General features: G+C 42.7%; 12 protein-coding genes. 1 reads left to right on the top strand and 11 read right to left on the bottom strand.

Annotated elements, in window-relative coordinates; translation table 11 throughout:
• Nucleotides 1–74 precede the first annotated feature (74 nt).
• From LPH68_RS13345 to LPH68_RS13335, 3 genes are all read right to left on the bottom strand, one after another.
• Nucleotides 75–1277, bottom strand: coding sequence for a FecR family protein (locus LPH68_RS13345; RefSeq protein ID WP_049702267.1), 1203 nt, complete (start codon nt 1275–1277; stop codon nt 75–77).
• 113 nt (nt 1278–1390) lie between these two features.
• Nucleotides 1391–1963 (bottom strand): RNA polymerase sigma factor, encoded by a 573-nt coding sequence (locus LPH68_RS13340; protein ID WP_004299529.1) that lies wholly within the window; start codon nt 1961–1963, stop codon nt 1391–1393.
• Between the two features lie 105 nt (nt 1964–2068).
• Nucleotides 2069–3058, bottom strand: a complete 990-nt coding sequence (locus tag LPH68_RS13335; protein WP_049701686.1) for a glycoside hydrolase family 43 protein — start codon at nt 3056–3058, stop codon at nt 2069–2071.
• Nucleotides 3059–3222: 164 nt separating this feature from the next.
• On the opposite strand from LPH68_RS13335, the gene LPH68_RS13330 reads away from it, so the two are divergent.
• Entirely contained in the window at nt 3223–4326 is a 1104-nt protein-coding gene (locus LPH68_RS13330) for a family 43 glycosylhydrolase (protein WP_008024224.1), read from the top strand.
• 1 nt (nt 4327) lies between these two features.
• Here LPH68_RS13330 and LPH68_RS13325 read toward each other — a convergent pair whose 3' ends face one another.
• The 8 genes from LPH68_RS13325 to LPH68_RS13290 all read right to left on the bottom strand — a co-directional run bounded on the left by LPH68_RS13325 (nt 4328) and on the right by LPH68_RS13290 (nt 19792).
• Nucleotides 4328–7276 carry a glycosyl hydrolase 115 family protein gene (locus tag LPH68_RS13325; RefSeq protein WP_151923633.1) on the bottom strand — a complete coding sequence of 983 codons (2949 nt, stop codon included), beginning with the start codon at nt 7274–7276 and terminating at the stop codon, nt 4328–4330.
• A gap of 27 nt (nt 7277–7303) precedes the next feature.
• The gene (locus LPH68_RS13320; protein ID WP_053095300.1) at nt 7304–8869 is read right to left on the bottom strand and encodes a sulfatase; all 1566 of its coding nucleotides are present in this window, start codon (nt 8867–8869) and stop codon (nt 7304–7306) included.
• Nucleotides 8870–9025: 156 nt separating this feature from the next.
• Nucleotides 9026–11038: an alpha-glucuronidase family glycosyl hydrolase gene (locus LPH68_RS13315; RefSeq protein WP_229129679.1), complete on the bottom strand. Its 2013-nt coding sequence runs from the start codon at nt 11036–11038 to the stop codon at nt 9026–9028.
• A gap of 81 nt (nt 11039–11119) precedes the next feature.
• A complete protein-coding gene (locus LPH68_RS13310; RefSeq protein ID WP_151923634.1) occupies nt 11120–12334 on the bottom strand; it encodes a glycoside hydrolase family 76 protein in 1215 nt (404 codons plus the stop codon).
• Between the two features lie 20 nt (nt 12335–12354).
• Entirely contained in the window at nt 12355–13275 is a 921-nt protein-coding gene (locus LPH68_RS13305; protein ID WP_151923635.1) for a DUF1735 domain-containing protein, read from the bottom strand.
• 28 nt (nt 13276–13303) lie between these two features.
• Nucleotides 13304–15085: a RagB/SusD family nutrient uptake outer membrane protein gene (locus tag LPH68_RS13300; RefSeq protein WP_151923636.1), complete on the bottom strand. Its 1782-nt coding sequence runs from the start codon at nt 15083–15085 to the stop codon at nt 13304–13306.
• Nucleotides 15086–15097: 12 nt separating this feature from the next.
• On the bottom strand, nt 15098–17869 hold the full coding sequence (locus LPH68_RS13295; RefSeq protein WP_032852725.1) for a SusC/RagA family TonB-linked outer membrane protein: 2772 nt from the start codon (nt 17867–17869) through the stop codon (nt 15098–15100).
• Nucleotides 17870–17893: 24 nt separating this feature from the next.
• Complete coding sequence (locus LPH68_RS13290) at nt 17894–19792, bottom strand: RagB/SusD family nutrient uptake outer membrane protein (protein WP_151923637.1); 1899 nt, start codon at nt 19790–19792, stop codon at nt 17894–17896.
• Between the last annotated feature and the right edge of the window lies 1 nt (nt 19793).

The following is a 19793-nucleotide window of genomic DNA, read 5'->3' as shown; positions in this document are numbered from 1 at the left end:
CGTATCATCCACTCTCTTCAATAATTACCATAAAATAAGGGAGTTAGATTAGTTTATTATCTTATTTTTTATATCTATTTCTTTACTACTCGATACGTTTTATATTGTTCATCATAGGCATAAGAAATTGGTGCAACAAAGGTTAATCCATTAATAACTGTTTCAAAGCTGTCTTTCAAATCGATTTTTCCGGAACATTTTATTTTACTTAGCGCTGGGTCAAATTCTACATTCACACCATAATAGGTAGACAGGCGTTGCAAGACTATTCCCAAATCGGCACTTTGGAAACAATATAGTCCATTTATCCACGATATTGCCTGTTCTACATCTACTTGTGATATATTTTCCTTTCCATCGGCAGAACTGAACATCTGATTAGGAGCCAAAATCGCTTTCGGAGTCCGGGCTGTCTCTACCTGAACACATCCTTGCGCCAGCACTACACTTCTAATTGCTTCCGACTCATACGCCGTTACATTAAATTTAGTACCAAGCACCCTGACATTCATATCTTTGGTCCGCACATAGAAAGGGCGGTTTTCATCTCTGGTTACTTCTATGTAGATTTCTCCGTCCACATAGATTTCACGTTTATCTTTTTCAAACTCTACCGGATAAATCACTCTCGTGCCGGCATTCACCCAGACTTTAGATCCATCGGCAAACGTCAATACCGATCGCTTTCCACGCGGAATGACCAATTGATTGTAAGCTGCCGATTTTTCCTTTTGTATACTTTCCTGATTTGTTTTGATTTCTACGGAATCATACGTAATCTCCGTTTCTTTTTCTTTCAGGCTCACTACGTTATCTTCCGCCAAAATCAACAGTGTTTCCTCCGTCAGAGGCAAATCAGCTTTGGTATTCACTGCAAAAGTGGCAATATCCGGATCCAGCACCGAAGAATAACTCTTTAATAAGAAGAAACATCCCACAAGAATAGCAACACTGGCCGCCGAGCTCAATCCTATTAAGAAATAGTTCTTACGTTTCGCCTTCTCCTTATTTATATTGGTTGCCTGTATACGAGTCCATAAATCATCCGTTTCCTCGTTTGAAAGTACTTCTTCTTTCTCTTTTGAAAAAACCTCCAAATATCTTTTTGCTGCTATATATTCATCTATATTGGAAGGATTCATCTGTTCAAATTCATCCCAGAACTTCTGTGTTTCTTCCGTAGGATGATTCATGGAAGAAATAAAGAAATCATTCTGAAGGAATTCTTCAAAAGTATATAGGGAAAAATCTGTATGTTTTTGTTCAGAGTTCATCATTTTCATTGTCTTTACGTATGAATAACAGTTGTACTTTCATTTTATACTCACCTTTTCCGAAGTTTTTTCCACTTTTTTTTGATTGACAGGAAAAATAGGCTGATTATTCTCTCTTATTTTCTCTTAAATAAGTCCCGGATACGTCCCAAAGCCCGTTGAATGGAGTTAGAAACAGATTGATTATTCATGTCTGTCACCTTACTTATTTCATCAATACTCATCTCTTTGATATATCGATAATAAATAATTTCACGCTGTCTGTCCGTCAATACAGACATCATAGTATGTACGGTTGCCTGAACTTGTTTTTCCTGTTCATTATTAATATATATAGTTTCCGGAGTGGAGGGGGATTCGTCAACCGTCTCTTCTCTCTCACCTATTTCATCAAACGAAAGAGAATCTGTTGTCTTTTTTAGCGCATTAAAAAGAGTGTTTTTCAACGCTACCGTCAAATAAGCTGCAATATTATCTGTTGGGGCTAACTTTGCACGATTCATGTGGATTTTCACAAACACATCATGTATGCAATCTTTAATTAATTCTTTGTCTGAAGTATATAATAGTCCGAATCGAAACAGATCTTGCACCGTTCGATTATAGATTTGGGTATACGCACTCGAATCTCCCTCGAGAAACCTTTTCCACAAAAGGGAGTCGGAAAGAGTGTGTATATCTGGGTTCATTATAATAAGTATGTTTGATTTACAAGGACAAAAATAAAACAATAAATCAAAAAAAGCCCATCTTTATTAAAATATTAATTACGGATGGACTGAACTTTTCAGATTTTACTTCAATGGGCTTGCCTCTACTCCCTCGAAAGTCATCTTTATGGGTTTTATTTTTCCATCTTTATCAAAGTACATACGGTCAACGCAGGTCACACGAGCGTTTCCATCCGTTTCACCCAATGGATGGCGATGATAAATGATGTACCATTCATCCTCTCCCGGCCCTTTTACAACTGAATGATGACCGGCACCTGTTCCAATATTGGGATCTCTCTGTAATATTTTTGCTTCTCTTTTGAAGGGTCCGAACGGTGAGTCGGCAATGGCATAAGCAACACAATAATCCGGTCCGGTCCAACCGCCTTCTGACCACATAAAATAGTATTTTCCGTTACGTTTCAACATAAAAGGTCCCTCTACATATTTTTCGGGGGTTACTTCCTTATAAAGAGTACCATCTTCAAACGGTACGATACTCAACAAGTCCGGGGCCAGTTTCACCATATTACAATGTCCCCAGCCACCATAATACATATAATACTGTCCGTCATCGTCTTTGTAAACAAACTGATCGATCGGTTGCGCACCATTTACAAATTTATCAATCAGAGGTTTGCCTAACGCATCTTTAAATGGTCCGGCAGGATTGTCGGCCACAGCTACACCAATACCGCCCAGTTCATTATTGCTTTGGATATCATTCGCACCGAAGAATATATAATATTTATCATTCGCATGAATCACGGCAGGTGCCCACAAAGCACGTTTAAACCAACTAATATTCTCTTTTGATAACACTTTCGGGTGCTTTGTCCAGTTCACCAGGTCTTTAGATGAGAAGGCATCCATGAAAGTCTGTTCGTCATAAGGCGCCGAATACGTAGGATAAATCCAGTATTCATCCCCAAATACAATTCCTTCCGGATCGGCATACCATCCCGGGAATACAGGATTGCCACTCGTCTTCGGTTGTTGATTGGCTTTTTGTCCAAATACAGACTGGGAACAGCAAATAATACTAAGAAGAATAAAGTGCTTCAGTTTCATACAATATCAATTTTAAAGTTCGTGCTACAAAGATGAGAAAAAACAACTAGAAATTCAATAAATACCAACCAATTAAGGATAAATACTAACCAATCTGCAAAAAAAAGATGATTTATCAGGATTTTGTGCTTTCTTTGCAGTGTCATTATTAAATGAAAAATACCATGAAAAGCAGATTGTTATTACTAGCCGTACTTTTAGTCATTATTTGTGCATCCTGTCAACCCAAGAAGAAAACAGAGCCGGAAAAGGAAGCCGTAACAGGAGCTACTTATACAAATCCGCTACGTGAAAGAGGAGCAGAACCATGGGCCGTTTTTCATGAAGGGAAATATTATTATACACAAGGCGCTGAAAGCAGAATCGTGCTTTGGGAAACCAGTGATATTACAAACTTGAACGATAGTCTTAAAAAGCCTGTATGGATACCAACCGATCCAAGCAATTCCCATCACTTATGGGCTCCCGAAATGCATCGCATCAACAACAAATGGTATATTTACTTCGCAGCAGACGATGGTAATATGGACAATCACCAGATTTATGTGATTGAAAACGAGGCTGATATTCCTACAGAGGGTAAGTTTGTCATGAAAGGGCGCATACCGACCGACAAAGATAACAACTGGGCAATTCATGCGAGTACTTTCGAACACAACGGACAGCGTTACATGATTTGGTGCGGATGGCAAAAACGAAGAATTGACAGCGAGACACAATGTATTTACATCGCTTCGATGGAAAATCCGTGGACTCTTTCTTCCGACAGAGTTCTGATTTCCAAACCTGAATATGAATGGGAGTGTCAATGGGTGAATCCCGATGGCAGCAAAACAGCCTATCCGATCCATGTGAACGAAGCACCTCATTTCTTCCAGCCGAAGAATAAAGATAAAGTATGCATTTTTTATTCCGCCAGCGGTAGCTGGACTCCCTATTATTGTGTAGGATTGCTAACAGCAGACGCCAATGCCAACCTGTTGGATCCTGCTTCCTGGAAGAAACATCCGACACCCGTATTTCAGCAGAAACCGGAGAATGAAGTTTTTGGCCCCGGCGGCAGTTCTTTCGTCTCTTCACCGGATGGAAAGGAATGTTATATGCTTTATCATGCCCGTCAGATACCAAATGATGCTCCGGGTGCAATGGATTCACGTACTCCCCGCTTGCAGAAAATAGAGTGGGACAAAGATGGGATGCCTATACTGGGAATACCGGATAAAGCCGGAGAACCCATGGCAAAGCCATCTGGTTCTCCAATCAATTAGACTAATTACATTTTGTACTTTCAGGTCCAAGGTATGAACGTTTTAATCCTCCCATGTCGATGACTATTTTCTGAATGACGACCCCGGGATCACCACAACGTATCTGTAGGGTGTGTTTGCCCGGCTTCTTCACATACAAAGTAGATTTATTCACTCTACAATTCTTCAGTACACTATCATACCAAACTTGAGAATACTCAATAGCAGAAGTAGAAGGAGTAGAAATAGAACCATCATCTATACGGACACTATACTTTGTGTCCGAATTAGTATGTTCCGGCAATTTATAGTCTCGCTCTACGTGCAAAGGGAATGTAGGTAGAACATAGGTATACACATCATAAATCCCGGCATTAAACGTATAAAAATCATATTCCACTCTAGGTACATCACCAGCACGATACATCTGTAAGGGAGATATAGGATTCCCTAATTGCAAAGCATGCCCTTCAACCCCAACCCCGGGAAGAATATTCATTTTTATGTCATTACTCTCAAACTTACGATGAAACCCTGCAGCCGGAATAGAGACATACCCATTCTCTTCCATATATACTCCTTGCATCTCATCACGCACAGGAGACGCCGGATTAAAAACAGAAACCAATACACATTCTTTTTGATCATTAGAACTAAACTCCACAGAACCTTTAATACTCTCTCCAACCGGAACTTTCTCCCAATCAACAGATACCCTGATTCGGTCCTCTGTCGGAGTTTTCCCAGCTTTTTGAGACACTATAATCCAATCGTCCGACGGCTTTGCAGTCCAACTCAAATCTCCACTTCCTTGATTATACACATCGACCCAATGGCTTTTACGGGAAAAAGTGTTATAAACAGGCAAACTATGATAGCTTATCCCACCTTTATCCAAAATTTCACTTTCTGCCTGAAGAGCTAATTTAGGAGCACCAACCGGTGTATAACTTTCTTCCATCAACGGGAGCATAAAGTAAGAACTGGAACCTTCATAATTCTGTTTCAAAGACATCATATATTTCCATTTCCCGTTCAACAAAGAATTATACCCTTCAGTTATGATTTGCAGACTATCATGGTAATTCTTTACCTTCTCCTTTATCAAATTGGCGGCGGCACGCTGCTGACGAACATACTGCCGATAATATTGTCCTTTTATAGTCATGTGGTTCATCAGTTCGGCACCTTTCACCGGATAGTATAATAACTGATAAAAAGCCGGCTGACTGTCTTTATCCAAAGATGCCAAAAGATTTTCCGCTTTCTTCCCAATGCGGCTATATTCGTTCAGACGATTTTCTGCTTCATTATAATTGGCAAAAGAGAACTCCGTATCCGTACGTTTCTCTCCCCCGCCCCAATAATTATTCCAATATCCCCAACCCATATATTCCGGTTTCCGGGAAAAGGCCAGATTGATATGCGAAGAAGTGATATCTTCAAATACGCTATAATACTGATCCCCAAACATCTTTGCCAACCAACGGGCGGGATAGGTAACCACATTATTCGCATTAAAGCTATCTATATCATAAGCCATATCAAGGAATAAAGACACTTGCATTTCGGCTCCTTTTAAATCACCGCAATTAGCCAGCCAGATACGGTCTGCCGTCGTATCATAAGCCTTTCGGAGTTCCTCATACATCAGAGCCGGGGGAGTAGTGCTGTACCACAAATAGCTATGGGGAACTCCCAGATAAGAGACATGGTAGTAAACACCTGCACGCCCGGAGCGCTTCTGTTCATGCGGGCCACTTAAGCGCTTCATGTAGCCGAAGTTATCATCCGGCCAAATAATGGTTACATCATCCGGCAATTCCAATCCATTCGAATAGATTTCCAACACCTCCTTGTATGGAGTAAATGCCTGTGGAATTGTTTCAACCGGTCGATCAATATGTTCTGCAATCAAATTACGCTGGTCTTTCAACGCACTCTCCAGCATTTTGACCTTTTCTTTCATGGGGACATCACCTCCTCCCATTGCCGCATCATGCAATCCTCTCAAAGCCAATGTATATACATTCTCATAAGCACAGTTTTCCTTTACACGGTTTCCTAGAACTTCATTAATTTTATCCTTATTTTTACCATAATCCCAAGGCCCCATCGTTTTTGAATTCCATTCACTAGCTGTATTTAACAATAATGGTTCGCAATGACTGGACCCCATTACAATAGCAAAAGTATCTGCCACCAACTTATTTTCAGGTATCTTATAAAATGCGGTCGACACCGGATGCATGGCAGGAGCCAGATGATTGGCTTTCAACCGTAACAACAATTCGCATATTTTGGCATAAGTACGGGGACCTATATTGCCACGCTCTTTCTCAAAAGTCTTAGCGGCCCAAGGTTTCAGTCCCCAATCTTCATCATTCAGAAAAACACCTCTATATTTCACGGAAGGGGTCTTGGAAACAGTGGTGGGAGCATCCACATAAAGTGTTTTATGTTTCTTCACAGGGACATCCGCCCACCAATACCAGGGAGACACACCTGCCATTTCCGAAAGAGAAAACAAACCGTAAGAAGCTCCTCGCCTGTCACTTCCGGCTACAATCAGCGCTTTATCTACTCCTGGAAAAGGATGATTAACTGTCTGGATCAGATAACGTTCCCATGCCCCTTCCAAAGGAGATATATCTATTTTCCCATTGGAGGCTAACTGACGAATTGCCTGATTCTTTTCAATAGTACCGACAATCACCACTGTTCTTCCTTTCTTCCATTCATCTGCCAATTTTAATCTCTGTCCTGTGACATTTTCAATATCAGACACAAACAGCTCGGCAACCTTCTTTACAACCGGGTAATCATTGGCATCATAACACACGGTCGCCTTTATTTTCGATGCGACTAATGGGAAAGTATATTTACTATGTTTTACATTCTCATTCACAACCACTTGTGATTGCAGGGCAGATGCCACTACCAATAATATTAATAGCGAAAAGATTCTCATTGATACAGTAGTTCTAGTTATTCAGTTCTATTTCTTTTTATCTTCAAAATGATAGTTATATGGATTCCGCTTAAAATGGTAACGATTTCTTGGCACCGGCAATGGGTCTTGTACACGCAGTTCCCAAGTCATCAATTCTTCCAGCAATTCCATTTGTTTGGAAGCATATTTCTTTTTATTATAAAGATTATTAATCTCGGAAGGATCGGCTTTCAAGTTATACAGTTCACCACGACCATAATTGTCGAGTACCAGTTTCCAGTCATCTTTGCGAACCATACGTTCAGTTCCGCTTTGTGTCCAGGTATTCAGTTCGTCAAAGTGAGCTATTTTATTGGGTTGCAAAGCCCCCTCTTTAGCAAATGTCAACGGTTCATCCCGGGTGAAATCTTCACCACCGAATCCCTGTTGTACAATTACACTCGAGAATTCTTTCTTTGGGTACGATTTACCCGTCAACATCGGCCATAAACTGCGTCCTTGCACTCCAAGAGGTATATCTGCACCGATTGCTGTACAAATAGTAGGAAATACATCAGCAATAGAAACATGTGCATCCATAGGAGATTTTTGCGGATGAATGTTATATCCTGCCCAAATCATCGGAATACGGGTCAAACATTCAGGCACTCCTGCACCTTTACGAATCAAGCCATACTCCCCACAATAATCCCCATGGTCTGACAGGATTACAAAAATGGTATTTTCATAAAGCCCGGCTGCTTTGAATCCTTCAATCAGACGTTTGGTCTGGTCATCAATCAGACGAAGCATTCCTAAATAATTTCCACGCAAACGAGGAAGATCTTTTGCCAGGTTCGGGCAGGCTGTATCTTCCAATTCCGCCAAAATCTCATACTTATTTCCTTTTTTAGATAAATCGTTCCGGCTAGTCAAAGTTGCCGGTATCTTTTCCGGAGAAAACATTGAGAAATAAGGCTCTGATATCTGATATGGATTATGCGGTTCAGGCATTGAAACCCACATAAAGAATGCGGAATCTTTTTGCTGCTCCGCCCAAGCCAAAGCTTTGGTAACCATTTTCACCGGATTCTGCGCTTCTGCCGGGAAAGGGGTGGCTTCCAAATATTGACCTCTCGCTTTATTATTCAGAAAAAATGCAAAGTCCTTATCTTCCTGCGTATCACGCTGATTCTTTCCCCAATGAAAATATTCCTCACAATAATCAAAATCTTTCCCTTTCACATGCGCATGGTTCTTTCCCACTAATGCCGTCTTATATCCTTGTTCTTTAAACACTTCGAGCATATCTTTCTTATAATACATATCGAGAGTGTTGTGGTTCGTACGGACATGCGTAGCAGTCGGATAACGTCCTGTAAACATGGAACAACGCGCAGGCATACTAGCAGGAGCTACCGTATACGCCTTATCAAACCAGACATTACTCAATGCCAGCGAATCGGCAAAAGGAGTGACAGCCATCGGAAAACCTTCGCGACCACACAAATCAGCTCGCTGTTGGTCGGTCATGATGATAACAACATTGGGTTTGGGTGTTTGTGCCAGCATTGGAATAACATTAACCATACTGGAAATCGCAGAGATTGAAACTAAAACTTTTGTATTCATATAATAAATTCTTTAATCGTTCACGCCCAAAGTTCGACAATTCATTTGACAAACTACGAAAATAGCTGTTCAATAAAGGACAAAAAATGACAAATAGTCCAGTTACAAACACACGATGAGCCTATTGACCACGATCAATAGTTATACACAGAGCAATTACCAATATTGACTAAAGAAATTCAAAGCCGCCTGGTAAAAGACCTTTGTATCTCTTTGCTCTTTATATAGGCTCTCCAATACTTCTTCATATCTAACCGGGTCAATCTTATTCCGGATAGATTTCCATAGCCCGATGTTCACATCAACCTGCTCAATGCCTCGTTTCAAATTAGATTTGAACTCTTCACGTAATGACTTCCCGGATTTCATTTTATGCGACCACGGCACGTTGTGGAAACAAAGCAAGTAAAGTTCGGGACACTGTGACAAACTGTTGAATATATCCTTGTTGTATTTAAAATATTGAGACACATAGTTCGTTCCTTTTGTGGTACGATCAGTGCCGATAGACTCTTTGCTCACATGCCACTCTTTGTTTGCACGCTGTTCGAACCCCGCCGTATAATGGTCTTCCCGCTTCACAGTAAATCCCAAACTGTAAGGGGCATGAGCACAAACAAAGCTCTCCCATGTGGGCATCATCATTTGCCGGATGACTTCCAGCGTTGCTTCGTCACAATTCCATGTAGACTTTATCCAATCGGATGTAATACTTTCGGTCGATTCTTCCGGATTCCATGCCAGACGCCCGAAAGCATACCAGTTGGCTTGGGCAAAGTGATGAGCAGTCCAATTGCGCGAACGACCGATATTGCCTACTCCTGCCATGCCAAGCATACGCGACGGGAATGTCTTTCCGGCGATAATATTCGACACAGTACTTCCCTTTCCGTTACAATATGTATCGAAATCGAGGAAAGTTTTCCTCCACATGGGCAACAGATACACCAAGCTAACAGAACGCCCCAAGTACTCTTGCGTAATCTGGAGTTCAGGGAACAAAGGAGTATGGCGCATGGCTCCGAACAACGGTTGAGCCGGTTCGCTAGGCTGAAAGTCAAGCGTTCCGTTTTTGGTTTGCAACACTACGTTTTCGTCGAACTGTCCGTCCAAAGGCTGAAACTCCTTATAAGAACGTTTCATTCTATCTTTATCAATCTCCGGATTGTAGACAAAGGTGCGCCAAAGCACAATGCCTCCATGAGGTTTGAGTGCACGGGCTAACATATTGGCGCCATCCACATGGCTACGATGATAATCTTGCGGACCTGCCATGCCTTCAGAGTTGGCTTTTACAAGGAAACCTCCAAAGTCAGGTATCAGACTGTAAATTTCGTTGACCTTATCCATCCACCACTTTTGCACTTCGGGATTGAGAGGATCGGCTGTATCCAGATGTCCAATTCCGACACCTCCCCATTGTTTCCCCACGTCTTTGGTCGTAGAAGGTTTTACGGGAGCAGCAAAATTGGGTGCAAGATACACCTTGATGTGATACTTGCGGAAGATATCAGCTAACGCAGCAACCTTCTCTAAATAGTCATGTCCTAAGATGCGCGGATCGGCATTAACATTATTCAGAATCACGGCGTTGATGCCGATGGATGCTTCCGCGCGGGCGTAGTCGGTATATCGAGGTTCGATTTTCTTTGGCAAATCGTCCCATGCCCACAATCCTTTTCCAGCATAGCCGCGTTCTACCGTTCCACCCAGACCTACCCAATGATTGATCATACGGAATTCCAATGCAGGAATTTCTTTGATATTTAACTGTTCAAGCGGATATCCACATTGTATCAATCGAATCAAGTGGAACGTACCATAAAGAAATCCTGCATCGGAATAGGCTTGAAGTGTTATCCTCTTTTTACCACTGCGGATGATATATCCTTCCTCTCCCAGCCCTTTATCTTTACAGAAACTCATTTGAATTCCCACCGCATTATCCTGAACAAATATTGGTGTAACTGTCAGTAACGCCTTCAAAGCACGCTCCAGTTCTTTTCTTATGACTTCATCGTACCGGCTTCCGGGCAGACTAATGTGACTACCATACCGAATGGCAGATTGTTTTAAGCCAGATTCGGGAAGAGGTTTATAATTCATCCAAAGTTCATACCCCGTATCTACAGTGGATAACGTCTGTTCCTGACCAAAAAGATAGCTCATACAGCTCAAAAAGAAGAACAGAACTATGCTAAAACAACGAAAACAGTGATTCATGAGTTTCTATTTTATCGTATTAAAACTTTATTTTGCTTGAGCAGCCTCCAATCGAGCCACTCCTTCCATTAAAGAAGCACCGCTTGCCTGCGCTCCCATAGAAGCTATATTAGCCGAGTTGAATGAACTTCCCCAATAATAATTGCAATACATGGCAGGCCATTGTGTTCTGTCCATGTTTTTTCGCAAAGCTTCCGCGTTGTCTTGCAATTTGAGCGTCAGCGTATTTCTAACAGTACCCGATGCCGCATCATCCAAAACGAGATTCACGGCATAGGGAATTAACACTGCTTTGAAAATGCTTTGGTTCATATCTGTCCCTTCGTCGCGCAGAAATCCTTTGTTAGTACAGCGAGTACTAGTAAAGGCATAACTTATTACCTGTTCCGCAATTGCCATGTATGACTGTTCCTGTGTGATGTGGTATAGCTGTCGGCAAGCTTCGCCGAATGTTCCCTGTGTATAAGTCAGAGGAGGTTCTCCCACCCGATAGTCACTTTTCAGAATATTGGCATTAACATAAGCACAGAGTATTTTCGCATCTGCCAGATATTTCGCATCTTTAAACTTCAGATAGAGCTTTGCTGCTACCAGACAACCCGGAGCATTCGTACAAGCGTTTCTAGTTTTATCAACACTTAACTCTTTCCACGGAAGCCCTTTCCCTTTCTCGTCTTCCCATGCACGGGTGATAATTTGAGTATCATAAAGAGTTTTAGCCATATTGATATATGTATCGTCTCCAGTAGCCTCCGACAAACGTATCAAGGTAAGGCTAATCCAACACATGTCATCCGTGAAACGATTACCGAATCCAGTAGTTCCATATTTTGTGTCACCTTTATCATAATTATTGGCTTTATTAGCATACCATAACTTAAAATAGTTTTCATACGTATCAGCCAAATTCGGATTTTTATCTTTAATACGTTGGTACGAATAGATCACTACATCCATGGCATGCGCTTGCTGCCAATAGATATTGCCGGAGTTATTGCTCTCATTTGCAGGTGATGCCCAGAAAGTGCCTTTCGGTTTGTTCATGAACTGGTTTATCAGCACCGTTGTACAACTGTCGGCAAGGTTAGCCCACTTGAATTCAGAGTCTGCCTCTTCCCGTTTCTCCTCTTGCCCTTTTTCCTGTTCCTGTTGTGCTATCAAGTTTACCCATTCAGGTTCTGCTTTGCACCCCATATATAATAAAGGAGTACACAACAGCAGCATAAATAGTATTTTTTTCATCTTTACTCATTTTTTTATGGTTACCAAGTCTCTACGCGCAAATCATAAAGCGGATCTTGACGCAACACAAGTTTCTCTACCACATGGTAAAACTTGCCACCGTTCTCATACGTATATTCCAGATCGAACTGCGGAGCACGCGTACCAGTCTTCGCCACATAATCGTAGTCTCCTTCAGTCTGATAGGTACCCGTTGCATTGGTGATTGCCGCTTTGCCGCTCACTCCTTCCACTGTCACATTCTTGTTGGCATCCATCGTCAATGTCAAACTACCTACTGCTTCCAACTTATTGCCTACACCCGGACACACCACTACACTCGGAACCGTAGTCTTAAAAGTGGTAGTACTACATTTGATAATATCTTTGGTATTACCATAACTTACCGGTGCACCAACAGGATTTCCTCCGGCATCCACTTCAGTTACACTTCCCATGCGGTAATAAGTGCCAGCGTAAGTACTGATATATTTAATAACAGCGACACATGTTTCGGCTCCTTCTCTCAAAGCGTTCATCGAGTTTTCCGTCATTCGGAAAGGGAGTGCGTAATGATCCGTCAAACATAGCGGATCGCTATAGAAAGCATCGGTAAAACTAATGCTTACATCGGCTACCGGAGAGTTCGATTTACGCACCCGGAAATATTCCGGATCCGCCAGCGTATAGTAATTGGCAGGTAACAACACTTTCCCCGTTCCTTCAAGCAAGGAGGGATCAATAGTAAATTTAGCCCAATCATTCATGTCTATTTCACGTTTCCCACCAATAGCCACTCCGATATAAATATTCATATCACGGTCGCTAATCACAGTTCGCAGTGGTTTTGCTACAGCAAAGCCCATATCAGCTCCTTCATAGTCGTGGGTATAGTCGTCATAACATGCCGTAATCCCAACTAACAGCAGGAGTGCGGACAGTAAAAGTTTTGTAAATCTCATATTTTATTCTTATTATAGTTAAACACAATCACCATCCTTTATTATTGATAAGATTCGGATTTTTCTGTACCTCTAAATAAGGCAATGGCATGTAATAATAACGAACATCGTTTAATGGGCGATCTTCTACCTTCACCACCTCGAATACATCGTCTCCTGAACCGTCACGAGTAACACGCATTCCATAAATTGGCTCATTGAGAGGTAACAGCCAACGGCGCAAGTCCCAGAAGCGTTGATTTTCGAACGCAAATTCAATTCGGCGTTCGTTTTGTATCAATGTACGGAACGTTTCTTTCGAAGCAGCCATTTCATCCAAATAAGTCACGTCGGTAATTCCGCCCGACTTCTCCCGAATAATCTTTATCACATCGTAGGCAGACTTGGTGCATCCGGGTCCCACAACTTTCGGTCCAAAGGCTTCATTGGATGCCTCGGCGAAATTGAGCCATACCTCTGCTTTGCGCAGCATCGGATTGTAGTGACGGGAATCCTGTTCTTCGAGCGGTTTCAAAAAGTCGGCAACCGTATTCATAAACTTTGCCAAGTAATACCCCGTACGGGTAGCATTCACGTTCATGTATCCGGAGTCTTTTCCACCCGGAGTAACATCAATATACGAACTGTTGGCTCCAAATTGACGTCCCTGATAGTAAAGATTCACATCGAAGCGGTTGTCACGCTGGCAATCATAAGGATCGGTTTCGTCATACAACGACCGCGAATCGGTTATGGGAAATCCATTTTTTGCCGGGAAAGCATCAGCCAAATTCTGCGAAGGCGTAGTCTGCGCATTCCCAAAATAGAAAGGCGGATAATGCCGTTGCTCCAAACCATGATTACGTCCCACAAATGTGCGAAAAAGGAATTCGGCCGATTGGGCATCCCCTCCATCGTACAGATCTTTCGGAACTAATGCCGAATAGTTTTTCATTCCACTCATCGCCAACACCTCATTGGCATAATTAGCCACACGTTCCCATTTGGCTTGGTAAGCCGTTTCGTCCACCACCGTATAATCGCCCATGCCGTTCAATCGTACTATGTTATCTGGCTGATAAGCAGGGCTGGCCGCATAGAGCAGTGTTCGTACTTTCAGTGCTGCGGCAGATAATCCCGAAGCACGACCAAATGCTTGGTCGCCCAATATAGCATCCCCTCCGGAATAAGTCAACGGAAGTAACGCCATTGCTTCGTCACAATCGTAACAAATTTGCTTAACGCAATCTTCATAACTATCGCGCGAAAAACTTTCCGGATGCGCCGCTTCTTCCGGAGTAATATAATGTGTTACGATAGGATAGCCCAACACTTGTCCGTTATCGGTCTTTCCACCATACATTCTCAACAGATTGAAACTGCACCATGCTCTAAGAAAAATAGCTTCTCCACGCAAACGTTTTTTGTAAGCCTGATCAATTTCGTCGCTAGAAATGCTATAGCGTATTTCATCCGTAAGTCCATTGTCGAGGAAAGTATGAATACGTTGCAGTTGATCATAACAAGCACTCCAATTTCCCAAGGGATTGTTCGTGCGGCTAAAGCCGCCCTGTCCGGCACGATAAACACTGGAATCGTAAACACGTGTCATGGCATTGTCTGTTGCCGCATCCAGAAAGTTGCCATCCCATGCATCAGGGACGGTCAAAACATCCTGATAAACCGAGAGTAGCACACCTTGTGCCTTTTCAGCGTTGGTCCATGTATCATCCACCGACCATTGATTGTTCATCTTGGTATCGAGATCGGTGCAGGCACTTACGATGCCTGTAACCCATGCAAGGACTATTATGTATCTAAATCTTTTCATCATTTCTTTCATTTAGAAGTTAATGGATATTCCGCCCGTAATGGTTCGGTAAGTCGGATAGTTGGTCAAGCCGGACAACATACGTTCGGGATCTAAGTCTTTGATGCCCGAAAGTACAAACAAATCGGTTCCCCTCACAAAGAATTTGAAATCTTTTCCTATAAACTTGCCCGTTTTATTGGCAAGCGTATAGCTCAACTCCACATTCTTCAGACGGAAGAACGACCCGTTTTCCGACCAGAAAGAGGAATTGCGGGAGTTGTTTGCTCCGGAGGTGGTAGTCAGTCTGGGCTGGGTCCCGGTAGGATTGTTTACCGGATGATAACGGTCGAGCGCCAATACGGAATATCCATCCAGTCCGTTGTTCCAATAGTACGAACTGGAAAGTATATTCGTGACGCCTGTCGTAGCTGTACCCAGTATGTAAAGGCCAAAACCTTTGTAATTCAACGAAAGATCAATACCCATCGTGGTAGTGGGGAAACTTTGTCCCAAATCGGTTACGTCATTATCATTAATCATATTGTCACCATTCAAATCGGCATAAGCGATATCACCGGCCTGATAGGCACCATAGCTTTGCAACGGATGCCCAGCCAACTGCACGTCTTTACCAAACAATCCTTCTGCCTGCAAACCAAAAATTGTACTGGTGGAACGTCCCACGCTCTTACGATAGTCTTCGATGTTATCTAATTCATCGCTCTTACGCAATTTGTTTTTGGTAAAAGTAAGGTTCACCCCCACATTGTAATGAATCTCACCTATTTTATCTTGCCACCTTACTTGCGCATCTATGCCTTGGTTCATTACTTCACCGATGTTTTCGGCAGGAATAAAGTCTCCCACTACAGCAGCATATTTAACGGTGTTCTTTCCTATGATATTCTTACGCATTTCACGGAAATAGTTCACGTCAGCCGAGAGGCGGTTGTTGAAGAAGGTTCCCTCTACGCCTATATTCAATTCGTTGGAATATTCCCATTTCAAGTCCGGATTGCCATAACGCACCAAATCGGTAGTTGGACCTCCGGTACTAGGTTTGTGTTCGAATTTATCACCATTCTTCCAGTTGGTACGATAAAGGAAATGCCCCGTATTGCCGGCATATCCCAAATGTCCGTAATTAATCTTCAACTTTAACGAGTTAACAGCCTTTACATCTTTCATGAAGTCTTCCTTAGAAATCATCCATGCCCCCCCAATGGCATAAGCAAAGAAGTAGCGGTTACTGCCGCTAAAGCGGTTCGACCCCATAGCTGAAAGAACGCCTTCCACAAAATAACGCTTATTGTAAGCGTAATTACCACGAAAGGTAAAAGTACCATTTTTCACATCTTGTGTATTACCGGTTTTCTCTTCAGTAGTATAACGGAAAGCGGCTTCTGCCAATACATCGTGCAAATCGAATGAATGCTCATAGTTTACGTTAGCACGCCATCCAAAGTTACGATATGTATCGTTGGATGAGATAGATTGCTTTTTTGGCAAATTCAACTTCTTACGCTCCGTGAATCGAAGCACTTCCTCCCCTTCGTCATCAAGGTAGCGTTCGATAGAATAAGTAGGATAAGCATTACGTAACTGTTGACGCAAGTAACTATAATTATCAAATGTCATATAAGCATTTGCCGTCAGACCTTCAGTCAATGATTTCAGGTCAAACTTCAATCCTAAATTGGTCTGACTATTCACATAACGTTCCGAAGTGTTACCTCCATAAGCCATATCCATATACAGGTTGTTGGTCTTGCGGACACTGGTTCCGAATATCAAAGACGATTCGTCGGTGGTGACTCCATCGCGACCATTAATATCTTCCGGAGCAATCATGAAAGGATATTCGTTGGGACGAAGGGTAGAGATTTCACTAAACAGCGTGGCTCCATCCACAGCCCCCCAATCTTTCTTCTCAATCCGTCCTGCTACATCAGCCGAAGCAGTCAGAAAGTCGGTAATGCGCAAATCCAAATTACCTCGCGCGTTGATACGATTCAAATTCGAACGATCACTGACTTTTTCCAAACCTGAACTGCCGGTATAGCCTACTGTCACGGCATAAGTCGCTTTCTCTGTACCTCCGTTCAATTCGATCGTAGCCTTGCGGAATGTACTTGCGTCACGTAGAAATTCTTTGTAATAATCGACATTAGGATAACGCAAATCATTCACCCCCTTCGAATTCTTATAACCTTCAAGATCAGTTGCCGAATAAAAAGGCTGTATACCATCGTTTACACAAGCTTCATTGAACAGCGTAGCATAGTTGTAGGAATCAAGAAATTCCGGCATACGGGTAACCGGTTGTATGCCGTATTCCAATCCTACACGAATCACGCGTTCGTTGGCTTTTCCCCGTTTAGTACGAACGAGTATCACTCCATTCGTAGCCTGCTCTCCATACATAATTTTAGCAGTGGCATCCTTTAAAATCTGTATAGATTCGATTTCTTCGGGCAGGATGTCGTCAATCGGACGTTTGATACCATCAATAATCACGATAGCTTCGCTCGTTCCATTGTTGTGCAGACCTCGCACATAGAAAGTAGAGTTATCATAACCGATACCTCCCACATTAGGGATCGCTATCAGTCCGGCAGCCTGTCCTTGCAACGCATTCGACAGTTGCAAGGTAGGATACTTCTTCAGGTGATCCATATTGACCCGGCTCACGGCACTTACCGAATCCGGCTGTTCTTTTTGGGCATTCGCAACAGATGTTATCCCCAGAAAGAAGATGGCTGCGAACAATCCTTTTAAGAATCTATTATAACTATTTCTCATAAATATCAAAATATTAAAGTGTTATTACCAACCGGGATTCTGCTGCAAATTGTGAAGTGCATCCACATCGTGTTGCGGCAACGGATACCAATAGTTGCGCATATTCGAGAATCCGCGAATTTCTTTCTCCATGTCAAACACCGTATAAGTAAAACTTGCCGGACGTGTACCAGACTTGCCGTCAGCTGAATCTTCATAACTGCCTACAGGATCGAAGTAAACTCCCTTTATCGGATAAGGTTCGTTAAACAGTGTGTGCATGATCATCCAACGACGAACATCCCACCAACGGTGGTTCTCAAACATCAGTTCTACTCCCCGTTCCCGACGATAGGCTTCGCGGAACTTTTCGGGATCAGACACGATGTCGGAAGGAATATCCGTCACACCGATACGATTGCGAATAGTATTAAGGGCTTCTTCTGCCGTCATACCACAGTCTTCTACTTTAGCGGTCGCACTTCCGGTAGCTTCAAAAGAGGCTTCGGCAAAATCAAGGTAAAGTTGCGTAGCACGGATAAAGACGGTTTGAGCAATCTTTTGCAGGAACGGTTTGGTTGTTCCTAACGTTTGATCATGGCGATAGTTTGCTTCCGGCCATAAAAACTTCCGGCACATAAATCCTGATAATTGTCGTCCGTTGGTATGTTTCGAACTTCCATAGTTATTGTAGGCTGTGCAACCTCTCCACAAACGAATGTAATAGGGCTTGCCACTTGCATAGGTTCCCCAAGTATCACCAGGAATAAGAATGTTGTTGTAGAAACGAGGATCACGATCAATGAAAGCATGTTCCGGGTCGAATTTGTAACCCGACCGGGTATCATTAATCGGATAATAAATACCATCTGCTCCTTTGCGCTCGTACATATTTACCGCATTCAGTGTAGGACAAGAAATAGCGAATGATTCCGAGCCGGTTCCTCCCGTCATATCAGCATAAAGCCAGAAAGCACGTGCGGTCTTGGAACGATCGCTATCACTGGGTATTCTGCGTCGCCACCAGATAGTCTCTACACGCTTGAGTTCCGTATCGGGAAACCAAAACAGGTTCATATACTCATCGGCAGTTGCCAGTCGTACACCTGTTTTCGCTTCATTCTGCTTCATATAGGTGATAGCTGCCCATGCAGCCTTTGCAGCCGCCTTTGCACGTTCCTGATCATAGCTTTTTATTTGAACAGAGTTCAGGTCGTTCTGCATCAATGGACTGGCGTCATAAAGCAAAGCCATCTCTTTGAATGCCAGAGCTGCTAATTTAGTAGGACGGCCATACTGATTGTCCGGCCATGTATCGGGCAGCATAGAAATAGCTTGGTCTATATCACCCACCATCCATGCGCTACTTTCATGATAGGTGACACGGGGAATATCGTCGTCACCACCAGCAAATACTTTATCCAGAATCGGCATACCTCCATAGCGTTTGATGACGTTGAAATAGAACCAAGCACGATAAAAATAAGCCTGTCCCAGAATTTCATTACGTTGCTCTCCCGTCAATGGTACTTTATCAATATTAGCAATGACCCGATTCACTATGCGTATGGAAGGAAGTGCCTTACCAATGGGAGTATTGCTGCCATTTCCGATCTCTGTCACATTGGCCGCCTTATCGGTAGTCAACCATGCCCCGGAGAAAAACTTGGCAAAAACGGTTTTATTGTATGTCGCAGACATTTCATCCGCCATCACACCTACATACGTGCGTTGATTCTTTCCATCATCTGCACCTTCAAATGTGTTATAGGCTTCCAATTTAGGATATACTTGATCCAAAAATCCACGGATGGACTCATAACTGCTATATACAGCCTCTTCCGTCAGCCCACCGGAGTCTTCGCGTTTATCCAGAAAGTCTTCGCAACCTGCCAAAAACAGGAAGAGTAGTCCAACCACTGCGTATTTATATGTTTTCTTCATT

It is taken from the genome of Bacteroides sp. 1_1_30 (assembly GCF_020982715.1).
Taxonomy (GTDB): Bacteria; Bacteroidota; Bacteroidia; order Bacteroidales; family Bacteroidaceae; genus Bacteroides; species Bacteroides xylanisolvens.
This window is presented reverse-complemented; position numbering and strand designations above follow the sequence as displayed.